Raw genomic sequence first — 11,832 nt, 5'->3', positions numbered from 1 at the left:
TCTGCAAATTCAGTAATGAGAGGACGTGTAAACGCAATAAGGACGTTCAAGGGCTTAGTTGCGGATTTGAGGTATAAGTGAAATAGAATAGGAAAAATAAGAAAGCTTCAAAAAGCTATATTGCATTACCCTTTTTACTTTGGTCTTTTGAACGTAATGAAGAATCTGTTAACGCAAAATAGTGTGTGTATTCGGATTCTTCATTATGTTTAGAATGGCAAAAAGACAGAATGCCGGGATTTTCAGATTCCCTCCTGTTAGCCTAAATCGATTTATATTCGGATAACTCTGTTTTTGTTATTCTCAAACCGGATTTTATAAATCTTAGACTGAATAATGCAATATCCGGTTTTTGTTTTTATTCATCTTTGCGTGCTAAAAACTTTAAATGATACTATAAATGAAAACAATGAAGAACATGAAACAAAGTAGGTTTATTTTGTTTGTGCTTTCATTCCTGGTGATGAGTGTCGGGAATGTTTATGCACAAAATGTTACCGTAACAGGTACAGTTCTAGACAGTACCGGTGAGCCTGTCATCGGTGCTAATGTGAAAGTGGCGGGGAAGTCATCTATAGGAACCATTACCGATTTCGAGGGGAATTTCTCCTTGTCGGTCCCTGCGGACACGAAAAAATTGGAAATCAGTTATATCGGTATGCTTTCACAAGAGGCTGTCATTAAGCCGGGAACTCCGGTAAAGGTAATTTTGAAAGAAGATACGGAAGAATTGGATGAAGTGGTAGTCATTGGTTATGGTACTGTAAAGAAACGGGACTTGACCGGTTCTATGACCTCCATCAAGCAAGCGGACATTATTGCTGTTCCTATGACGAATGCTTTGGAAAGCCTGCAAGGGAAAGTGGCTGGACTGGATATGACTAAATCAAGTGGTCAGACAGGTTCGGGCTTGTCCTTTTCCATTCGCGGTAATCGGTCATTGAACGCTTCGAATGCTCCGCTGATTATTGTAGACGGAGTGCCCTATGGGACAGATATTGATATCAATCCCAATGTCATAGAATCCATGGAAATTCTGAAGGATGCTTCCTCCACCGCTATTTATGGTTCTCGCGGTGCTAACGGAGTTATCTTGATCACTACAAAGAAAGGGGCTGTAGGCAAGACCAAGGTTTCATATAACGGTTATTATTCCATCAATTCCGTAGCTGCTTATCCCGATAGAATGAATTTGTCCGAATGGGCCGACTTCAAGAGAGAGGCTTATCGTACGGACGGCCAGTGGGGAGGTCCTGAAGATGATGCCAAAATTTTTGGTTCTGCTTATGATGCGGTAAAATCCAATCAAAATGTAGACTGGGTGGATATGCTGATGCAAACGGGTAGCCAGATGTCCCATTCTGTCAATATTTCAAATGGTACGGAGAAAACAACATTCAATCTGGCTTTTGAATATATGTCCGAAGACGGTTTGGTGAAGATGGATGATATGGACCGTTATAATGCAACCTTATCCTTATCGCATAAGCTCACTGATAACTTGAAATTGAATGCCAATGTGGTATATACCTATTTGGATCAGAATATCCGACGTGATCCTTTCAACCGTTCTATTTATTACGCTCCCTATGGAGATGTATATAATGAAGATGGTTCTATCAATGTGCTTCCTTTTAATGATGGGCAGACCATTAGCCCCATAGCCGAAGAAGTTCCCGGAGCCTATAAAAATAACCGGCTGACCAGCCATTTGGTGGGGAATGTAGGGGCTACCTGGAACATTATCAAGGACTTGACACTGACTTCTACTTTTGGCTTTGACAAGAAAGATATCCGTACAGGACATTTTGCTGATACATATACGTTAGACGGAGCGGGAAATTATTCGTTGGCGGATGCTACCAATCATAGTGACGTCAATTGGTCGTGGGAAAATACATTGGCTTATTCGTTCACATTAGGAAAACATAATCTGAGTCTGATGGCTGGTAACGCATTATATAAAAATGTGGCCGAGGAATATAAGGGTGCGGGGCATAACCTTATTTCATCCACTATGTTGTTTTATAATTTGGGTGGTTTGCAGGATAGTCAGCAGATATCCAGCAGTTATGTACAAACCACTATGGCATCTTTCTTTGGGCGTATCAACTACAAATTCAATGAGAAATACCTGATGACTGTGACTTTGCGTCAGGATGGTTCATCTGTATTGGCAAAAGATCATCAGTGGGGGGTCTTCCCATCTGTGGCTTTGGCTTGGCGTATGAATGAAGAGAATTTTTTGAAGAACGTAGAACAACTTTCCAATTTGAAACTTCGGCTGAGTTATGGTATTTCGGGAAACAGTGCTGTTTCTGCCTATCAGACTCAGGGAGGATTGGGAAAGACCATGTATGCTTATCTCATAAATAATACGGAAAACGGAGCCTATGGCTACTATCCAGCTTTGACACCGAATTATAATCTGGGCTGGGAAAAAACAGCAACGGCTAATATCGGTATTGACTTCGGTTTCTTCAATAACCGTATCAGTGGTTCATTGGATATTTATCAACAAAAGACATCAGATTTGTTGATGCAGAAGAAAGTACCTAGTTCTACCGGATATTCTTTGGCATGGGATAATGTAGGAAAAACTGAGAATAAAGGTGTGGAATTAGTTATTAATACCCAAAATTTCAATCAAAAGGATTTCTCTTGGAATACCGATTATACATTTACTTTGAACAGAGAGAAAATTACTGAGCTGGCAGATGGAACTGACCGTGATATCAGTAACGGTTGGTTTGTAGGGCATTCCATCAAGACACATTATGGATTGGAGAAAATCGGTATCTGGCAACTTGACGAAGCTGAGGAGGCGGCTAAGTATGGTGAGAAGCCGGGACGTATAAAAATAAAGGACCAGAATAAGGATGGTTCAATAGACAATGATAATGACCGTATCATCTTGGGCTCGGAAACTCCCGATTTCGTAATGGGGTTGAACAATACATTCAAATACAAGAACTTTGATTTGCGCGTTTTCATGTATTGGAGACAAGGGCAAATGTTACATTCGGAAGCCAACGGTTACGGCTCATACCGTATTCAGGGAGATCCGGGTATTAAAGTAAACTATTGGACTCCGGAGAATCCTACTAACGAATTTCCCCGTCCGGAAAAAAGTTATTCGGATTCTTCCAAATTAGATGCATTGGGATACGTGGATGGTTCGTATTTGAAGATTAAAGAAATCACTTTGGGATATCAGTTGCCTAAATCATGGATCGGGAAGATTCATGCTTCTAATATCCGTATCTATTGTTCATTAAAGAATTTCTTTACTTTCAGTCATTTAGACAATTATGATCCCGAACGAGGAGGCTCCTTGAGCTATCCGATGACAAAACAAGCAGTATTTGGTATTAATGTTGATTTCTAAACAAGCGAACAGGTATGAATAAATTATATAAATGGTGTTTGCTCAGCTGTATGGCGGCAACCTTGAGCTCATGTAATGATTTCCTGACAGAGGAAAATCCCAGCGGATTGACCGCTGATACTTTTTATAAAACCGAATCGGGTGCGGAAGCTCTGATTAACTCATGTTACACACCGTTGCGTTTTTGGTATGGACAGGAATATGCCACATCAATGACAGAGTTGGGAACGGATATATTTACCCGGGGAAATGGTTGTGCCGAAGCTGAGCTTTCCGATTATAACTCGTCATTACAAGGTTCCAGCAATGCGATAACTAAAGAGTGGGAACGTTTGTATTCGGCATTGAATACTTGTAACACTGCCTTGAACCGTTTGCCTAGCTCTGAACTTTCAGCTTCGGTTAAAGATATCCGTATGGGGGAAGCCTATTTCTTGCGGGCTCTTTATCTATGGCATATTGTAGAGACATGGGGAGGTGTTTATTTAACGACAGAAGAATGTACCGAGCCGTCAGGTTACGTTTACCGTTCGTCCGAAGAGGATTTTTATACTCAGATTATAGCCGATTTAAAAGAGGCGGTGGCTAAATTACCGGTTTCCACTTCCGATTACGGGCGTGCTACCAAAGGTGCGGCAGAAGCGTTTCTAGCACGCGTTTATCTGTATAATAAAAATTATGAGGAAGCGTTGAAATATGCTCGTAATGTTATTAACAATTATGATTATAGCTTGGCAGAAGATTATTCGGACCTTTGTGATATTTATAAATGTAATGATGTAAAAGAGAATGTGTTTGTTTGTATGTACACAAAGAGTGAGATATTCGGAACTTCCATTGAAGAAGGTCCTGACGGGACCCCCATCATTTGGAGGACACCGGGTAATAACCCTTCACATCTGTTGTGGGTGATGTGTTATGATCAGGTACTCGATAAAGACGGTAAGAAACCTGTTACGCGCTCCATAGAATATGGTCGCAGTTTCAACAGATATATGCCTACGCTGTATTATCTGAACCTGTTCGATGAAAAGATGGATGCCCGTTATGATGATGTGTTCCAGCAGGCATGGATTTGTAACAATACGAACAGTACTTATATCTCACCGGGAGATACGGCTATTTTCTTTACTAAATATAGTGTGTCCGATGCAGAGGAAGCTAAACACGATTATATCACCATAGACAAGGATTTTGTTTACAATGCCGATGGCTCTGTCAAGAATAGGGTTCAGAATGTGACTTTCAAAAAATTCCTTGATCCGTCTCGTGAGTCAGTGAATTATACGGGAAGTGTGAGACATGGTGTGGTCATTCGTCTTGCTGAGTTGTATCTGATAGCTGCCGAGGCTGAATTATTCTTGAACGATAATGCCTCTGGAACATCTTATATCAATGAGGTAAGGAGAAGAGCAGCTATTCCCGGCAAGGAAGCCGCCATGGAGATAAAGCCGGAACAGTTGACATTGGATTTTATTTTGGATGAACGGGCCCGTGAGTTGGGAGGAGAGCAGCAACGTTGGTTCGATTTGAAGCGTACCGGTAAGCTGCTGGAAAGAGTAAAAGCATACAATCCGGATGCGAAAGTGAATATAAAAGAGCATCATTTGCTACGTCCTATTCCTCAGACTCAACTGGATGCCATTATCAATAAAGAAGAGTTCGGGCAAAATGCCGGTTACAATTAAGTGTGCCTGTCAGGCTGAAGTTTGATTTCCGGTGAAGGTGTATCTTGATGATTGGCAGAGAAGTTATTTAGCTTGCAAAAGTTGGTAAATAACATAAGTTCGTTTTTTAAAAAGGTCTTGTTCTTTTTTTAAAATGAACTTATGTTTTTAAAAAACATCCTTATCTTTTTTGCATAGGAACTTGTGTTTTTGTACATGAACAAAAAATTGATGATTCCCACATATATATGTGTAACCTCACGCGGACGTATATATAGTCCTACGTGAACGTTCATGAAGTGCCGCATGAACATTCGTATAAAACAGGTTGTCTTTCCTCGGAACATTTTCCCTTTCACGACGGGAGGTTTTTACAAACTGACAGCATAAGTTTAGGAAGTTTCTTCCATTGTTTCCGAAAGTTATGCCGTTAACTTTCGGGACTACTCCTATCAATGCAAAAAACACATTTTATCTCTCATGCTCTCATCTTTTATCACTTTCCCCCGATGAATAAAGCGTTTAAAGGGTGAGAGATGAGGTGAGAGATGCCCCAAAAGGTGAGAGCAACTGCTCTCACAAAGCCAAAAAATGTCTTGTTATGCAATCTGGGAACAGAACATCTCTTTCTTTTCGGCTCAGTCAAGATATATGCATGAAACTATTGAATTACAGATACCCTTATAGTCTTGAATTCAATCCCGGCTGTCATATCGTTGCTATTTTTCTCGAAAAGAAAAGGAGGAAAAGACATATTGAGGTTTCCGATAAAAGGTGATGATAGTGTTAACAGAGTTAATAATTCTGTTGTGGAACTTTCCGGCAAATACAGTCTGTCAAATGATCGTTGATAAAACCTGAAGCTTGCAAATGGGCGTAGCAAATCGTAGTTCCGAAGAACTTGAAACCTCGTTTTTTCATATCTTTACTCATGGCATCGGATTCGGGGGAGGATACCGGAATCTCGCTCAATGACCGGAATGTGTTGATAATCGGCTTTTTGTCGGGAAAGAATGACAGGGTATAATTATAAAAACTGCCGAATTCCTTTTGTACGGCAAGGAATAGTTTCGCATTCGTGATTGTCGATTTGATTTTCAGACGGTTTTTTACAATGCCCTCAAATTGCATTAGCCGCTCAACGTCTTCATCGGTCATTTGTGCCACCAACTCGGCATCAAAATTACAGAAGGCTTTACGATACCCCTCTCTTTTTCTAAGAATCGTTATCCAGCTTAGTCCTGCTTGGGCACTTTCCAATACAAGAAACTCAAACAGCGTCTTGTCATCGGTTACTAACTTTCCCCACTCCTGATCATGGTATTTCACATACAATTCGTCTGTTCCGCACCAACCGCAACGTCCGTTTGTTATATCTTGCATAATTCTATCATTTGTGATATGGAACAAATGTAATGGATTCATGGCATTATGCCAAATTTAAAAGGACTATTTTATACGCATATATAAATTATCTTACAGTGTCAGGAGCCGTTCTTGTAAAAATCTTTTGGCAGTACTCCAAATTGTTTCTGAAAACATTTGGCAAAATAGGAAGAAGAGTTGAAACCGACAATATAGCATACTTCATTGATTCTGTATTCTCCGGATTGAATCAGTTGGGCTGCCATTTTCAACCGTTCCAGTTGAATAAACTCATTGGGGGTAATTTGGGCGATTCCCTTTATTTTTCGATGCAGGCTGGAACGGCTCATATTCATTTTCTCGGCTAATATATCCACATTAAAATCGGGTTCCGAAATGTTCTTTTGAATTACTTCTATTAGTTTGTCTAAAAAGTTCTCATCTGCTTTGCTCAGTGCAATGGTTTTGGCGTTCACAAAAGGTGATGAAGTAAAAGCATGGCGCAATTTGTCCTGATTGCTTAATAAGTTCGCTATGCGTGCCAATAAGTACTCCGTAGAAAAAGGTTTTTCTATATAGTCGTCGGCTCCCAGTTCTATTCCTTCTATCTTGGATTGCATGGTAACTTTTGCTGTGAGCAGAATGATAGGAATATGGCTATGTTCGATATCGGTCTTTAATGTATGGCATAATTCGAAACCATCCATTTCGGGCATCATCACATCACTGACAATCAGACTGATTGTCTTTTCTGATAGCACTTGCAAGGCTTCCTTGCCATTAGATGCACGTATAACGCAATATACAGTTTCCAGTTGTGCGCAAATAAAGTTCTGCATCTCGGGGTCATCCTCTACTACAAGAATACAGATGTTAGTGCTGTGTTGCCGGATGGCTGTTTGCATATTGCCGGTCTGGCTGATAGTGGAATCTTTTTGTAATTGTATGGCTTTTTCTTGATCGACAGGAAGCTCGACACAGAAACAGATTTCTTCACTATCCTTTAAGTAAAGTTTTCCTTTATGTAATTCTGCCAAGGAACGTGCCAAAGGCAGGCCGATGCCGGTACCGGCTGTGCGTTGCCCACCGGAGGTTTGTTTGATTTGCACAAAAGGCTGGAAAATTTTTTCTTGCATATCGTGGGGGATGGGATGCCCGTCATTGCTGACCATAATGGAGAAGTATCCCGGTTCTTTCATTCCGCATGGTGGTATTAAAGATACATGGATAGATGATGTGGCATATTTTACTGCATTATTGAACAGATTGCTTAGAATTTTGGTCAGGGCTTCTTTATCTACGGGTGCATTGAAATCCTGTTCGGGCAGGTCTGTTTGAAATTTCAACCCATTCTGTTGGGCGGCGGGATTGAAACGGATATAAGTGTCTCTTATTAGTTGGGAGATATTACAATCCATAAAGTTAAGACGGAACCCCTTGGTTTCTGTTTTTCGGAAGTCGAGTAACTGATTGGTCAGGTCAAGTAATCGCAGGGTATTCCGTTCCATGACGTCCAGGTTCTCACGGATGGTGTTGCGATCTATGTTTTCCTTGTGCAGGATGTTCTCTAACGGGCCTTTTATCAGGGTTAGCGGTGTGCGGATTTCATGTGCTATATTAGTGAAGAAGTCTATTTTGGCATGATAAATTTCTTTTTCCTTTTCGGCTTCTAAGATTTCCAGTTGCCGTCGTTGTTTGTCCGTGATTTGTTTTCGGAAGCGATAGAAGATATATCCGATACCGGCTGCCGAAAGTATAAAATAAAGAAGATAGGCCCACGGGGATTTCCAGAAAGGAGGTGCGATATGTATGTGGATACTTTTGATGTCATTACTCCATTCTCCCTTGGCGTTAGCTGTTTTCACGCAGAAAGTATAGTCGCCTGGCTTTAGATTGGTATAGGAAGCGGTGGAACTTTTTGTGGTACTGTACCACTCTTTATCAAATCCTTTCAATGTATAACTCAGGTAATTTTCTTCAGGGGCGGCGTAACAAAGAGCTGCAAAGCGGAAGGCAAAAGAGTTTTGATTATACTTCAGGTTTATTTCCCGAGTATAAGTCACGCTTTGACTGAGGGGGGAATCTTTGGTGCCTATATCGGCGCTTTTGTTGAAAAGCAGGAAATCGGTGATGGCTACAGGTGGAAAATAAGTGTTTTCGGTGAAGGACTCGGGTTTGAAGGCAATGAAGCCATTGATACATCCGAAATAGATGGTACCGTCTTTGCTCTTAATTCCTGAACTATAATTGAACTGATTGGTGAGCAGTCCATTGTTGTCTGCATAAATGTTCGAGGTTTTGGTCTTCAGATCGAACCGTATCAATCCTTTGTTGGAGGTGAGCCAAAGGATGTCATTGTTGGCTTCTACAATCTTATAAATCACATCATTGGCAAGCCCTTGTGAAGAATCATAAGTAGTGAATTCCTCTGTGTCCTGGTTGAATGAGCAGAATCCTCTTCCCAGCATGGTGAACCACAAGCGTTGCTTGCTGTCTTCATAAATACTTATCACCTTGTTGTAAGGGAGTCCGTGGGGAACTCCGGGAGTGGAAACATAATTTTTCCAGCTGTTATTTCTAGGATTGTATTTGAATATACCGGAGTTATAGGTGGCAAACCAGATATTTCCTTTACTGTCTTCCAATATGTTGAAAACAAAGATACCATCCATTTTGTGGATACGGGTGAAATCATTTGTTTCATGGTTATAGAGATTGAGTCCGGTTGTGGTACCTATGTAGAGTTGACCTGCAGAGGTGCGGCACATGGAGTAGATGTTGTTGTCGTTCAATGTATTTTCGGCATGTCCCATCAGGTAGTGACGGGAACGGCGGGTCTTCAGATCCAATGAGTATAATCCTTTGGAATATGTACCTATCCACAGAGTGTGATTGTCCATACTTAGAGCGTGGACATTATAGTGCAGTCCTGCCAGTGGACAAGGGCTGAATTCTTTGGTCTTTGGATTGAATTTGTTCAAGCCGCCGTCTTCTGTTCCTATCCATAGATTTCCGTCTTCATCTTCGCAAAATTCACGGACTACTTTTCCGCTGAGGCTGTTTTGTCCTATGATGGGATAGTATTTTTCGAAAGTGGCATATTGGGTGGGATAATAGTCTATGCCTCCGAAATAGCTGCCGATCCATATGCCACCTTCAGCATCCTTGTAGAGGGAATAAATGGCATTGTCCGACAAGGAATAGTCATCGTTGGGGTTGTAGGTGAGGTGTTGGATTTCCCGGGTTTCCTTGTTGTAAGTGTATATTCCTCGTTCTGTGGCAACCCACAATGTTTTTTTGTCGATGGGATAGATGTTTCTTACAAAGATACTTTCGGTTTGGGAAGAGTCCGGTAGCAAGTCGGTGACTGTCCAGGTAAGGATATTGATGCTTTTCAGGCCGCCTTTTGCGGAACCAGTGTACAAGGTGTTATGCTGTTCGGGGAAAATTTTGAAAATCTGGTCATCGGTGAAGAGGTTTTTCCCCTCTTGTGTTTGGAATAACCGGAAGTTCTGGAAATGATCATCAGTATAATAAAGCCCTTTTCCGTTATAGCCTATCCATACTGCGTTCTGCTGGTCTATACAGATAGAACTGAGCAGATGGGCATCGGGGATAGCATAGTGTGTTAATGTTTGTCGGTCGTTATCGAACAGGAAAACGCCTTGGGATTCTACTGCTATCCAGATGTTTTTTTGTGTATCGGTGGTGATTTGTACAATGGGCTGGGTGATGCACAAGCTGTCCTGACTTTTGCAGGTGAGTTTTGAGAAAGTTTCCGTCAATGGATCATAGATATAAATTCCGTCGTCTGTTCCTATCCATAATTTCCCATCCTTATTTTCGTGCAATGAGTTGACGTTGTTATTACCTAAAGAATGGGGGTTGGAATGATTGTGTTTGAAAATACGGAAATTGGATCCGTCATAACGGTTCAGTCCGTCTTTGGTGCCGAACCACATGAATCCGTTTCTGTCTTGGGTGATACAAAGAACGGAACTTTGAGACAGTTTGTTTTTCAGACCCAAATGTTGGAAATAATATCTTTCAGCATGAACACAGGGGGATGACAGGCTGAAAAGGATTGATATGAGAAGGAATAAGTGCTTGTACATAGTTTGTTTTATCAAGTGGTTTACTATGTGCAAAAGTAGATATTTGGCTGAAAAACACAAGGGGAAGGCAAAATATTGTCCTGTTTTGGCAGAATATTGCTCTCTTTTCGTAAGGTGGAGGAGGTAAGGTGTTGTAAAAGGTGGGTGAAAATATTGTTTTGGTAGAAAATTCATATTATTTGGATGGATATTCTTGTGGCTTTTTATCTAATAAGTCTACTTTTGGGCTGTAATTAAATTAAAGATCAAATATGAAAAACATGTTTAGTAAAGGTGCACATCCGTCTGAATTTGGACATCGACAAACAACGATGTTGATGTTGGGCTTGTTTTTACTCGTTTCCCAATGCTTGTTTGCTCAGAGCAGAATAATAAAGGGAACGGTATATGATGAACATAAGGATGCACTGATCGGTGCGTCGGTTATTCTTAAAGGTACTTCTCAGGGAACCATTACCGATATAGATGGTAATTTTAGTGTGGAGGCAAGTGATAAGAATACTGTTTTGATTGTTTCTTATATAGGTTATGATGCCCAAGAGATAAATGTGGGTAGCCAGACCTTTGTCAAGGTACAGTTGAAACCTTCTTCTCTGGCGCTGGAGGAAGTTGTAGTGGTGGGTTACGGTTCGCAAAAGAAAAGTGAGCTGACGGCTGCCATCTCAAGTGTCAAGTCTTCGGATTTTGTCCGTGGAAATGTGAGGGATGCGGGACAATTATTGAAAGGGAAAATTGCTGGTCTTAGCATTGTGAATTCTACAGGTGACCCTACCGAGAATTCGTCTATCTTACTTCGTGGTACTAACTCCTTGCAGGGTAACAATTCGCCATTAGTGTTGATTGACGGTATTCCGGGAGATTTAAGAACGGTGGCTCCTGAGGATATTGCTCAAATCGATGTGCTGAAGGATGGTTCGTCTGCGGCTATTTATGGTACACGAGCTACCAATGGGGTGATTTTGGTTACTACCCGTAAGGCTAATTCTGATTTTTCCATAGACTATAATGGGTATGTCGGTACAGAAGAGTTTGTGAAAACGGAAAGAGTGTTGACTGGAGATGAATTTCGTTCTTTAATTCAGGATGGAACAATTTCTGCTACTGATTTTGGAGGTAATACAGATTGGCTGGAAGCCATAACTCGTACTCCGGTCAATCATGGGCATAATCTGAGTGTAAAGGGTGGTTCCGAGAAGACTAATTATTTGTTGAATGTCAATTATACCTTAATTCCGCAACACTATTATAAATTAAACTTTTTAAGTACCTGAGCAACAAAAAGTTGCTCAGGATTTTG

Annotated in this window: 5 protein-coding genes; 3 read left to right on the top strand and 2 right to left on the bottom strand. The window is 41.0% G+C overall.

The window, feature by feature from the left end; all coding sequences use genetic code 11:
• Positions 1–418: 418 nt before the first annotated feature.
• Complete coding sequence (locus AB5935_RS21990; protein WP_244057967.1) at positions 419–3,388, top strand: SusC/RagA family TonB-linked outer membrane protein; 2,970 nt, start codon at positions 419–421, stop codon at positions 3,386–3,388.
• Positions 3,389–3,402: 14 nt separating this feature from the next.
• Positions 3,403–5,076, top strand: coding sequence for a RagB/SusD family nutrient uptake outer membrane protein (locus AB5935_RS21985; protein WP_038611917.1), 1,674 nt, complete (start codon positions 3,403–3,405; stop codon positions 5,074–5,076).
• A gap of 774 nt (positions 5,077–5,850) precedes the next feature.
• On the opposite strand, the gene AB5935_RS21980 is transcribed toward AB5935_RS21985, so the two are convergent.
• Both AB5935_RS21980 and AB5935_RS21975 read right to left on the bottom strand, forming a co-directional pair.
• Complete coding sequence (locus AB5935_RS21980) at positions 5,851–6,438, bottom strand: DNA-3-methyladenine glycosylase I (RefSeq protein ID WP_007839083.1); 588 nt, start codon at positions 6,436–6,438, stop codon at positions 5,851–5,853.
• Between the two features lie 101 nt (positions 6,439–6,539).
• On the bottom strand, positions 6,540–10,535 hold the full coding sequence (locus tag AB5935_RS21975; RefSeq protein ID WP_038611914.1) for a hybrid sensor histidine kinase/response regulator transcription factor: 3,996 nt from the start codon (positions 10,533–10,535) through the stop codon (positions 6,540–6,542).
• 251 nt (positions 10,536–10,786) lie between these two features.
• Between AB5935_RS21975 and AB5935_RS21970 the strand changes: the two genes are divergently transcribed.
• On the top strand, positions 10,787–11,806 hold the full coding sequence (locus AB5935_RS21970) for a carboxypeptidase-like regulatory domain-containing protein (protein ID WP_368327567.1): 1,020 nt from the start codon (positions 10,787–10,789) through the stop codon (positions 11,804–11,806).
• Positions 11,807–11,832: the final 26 nt, after the last annotated feature.

Origin of the sequence: Phocaeicola sp. RTP21198st1_B8_RTP21198_201120, from assembly GCF_040929485.1 — a bacterium.
GTDB lineage: Bacteria > Bacteroidota > Bacteroidia > Bacteroidales > Bacteroidaceae > Phocaeicola > Phocaeicola dorei.
This window is presented reverse-complemented; position numbering and strand designations above follow the sequence as displayed.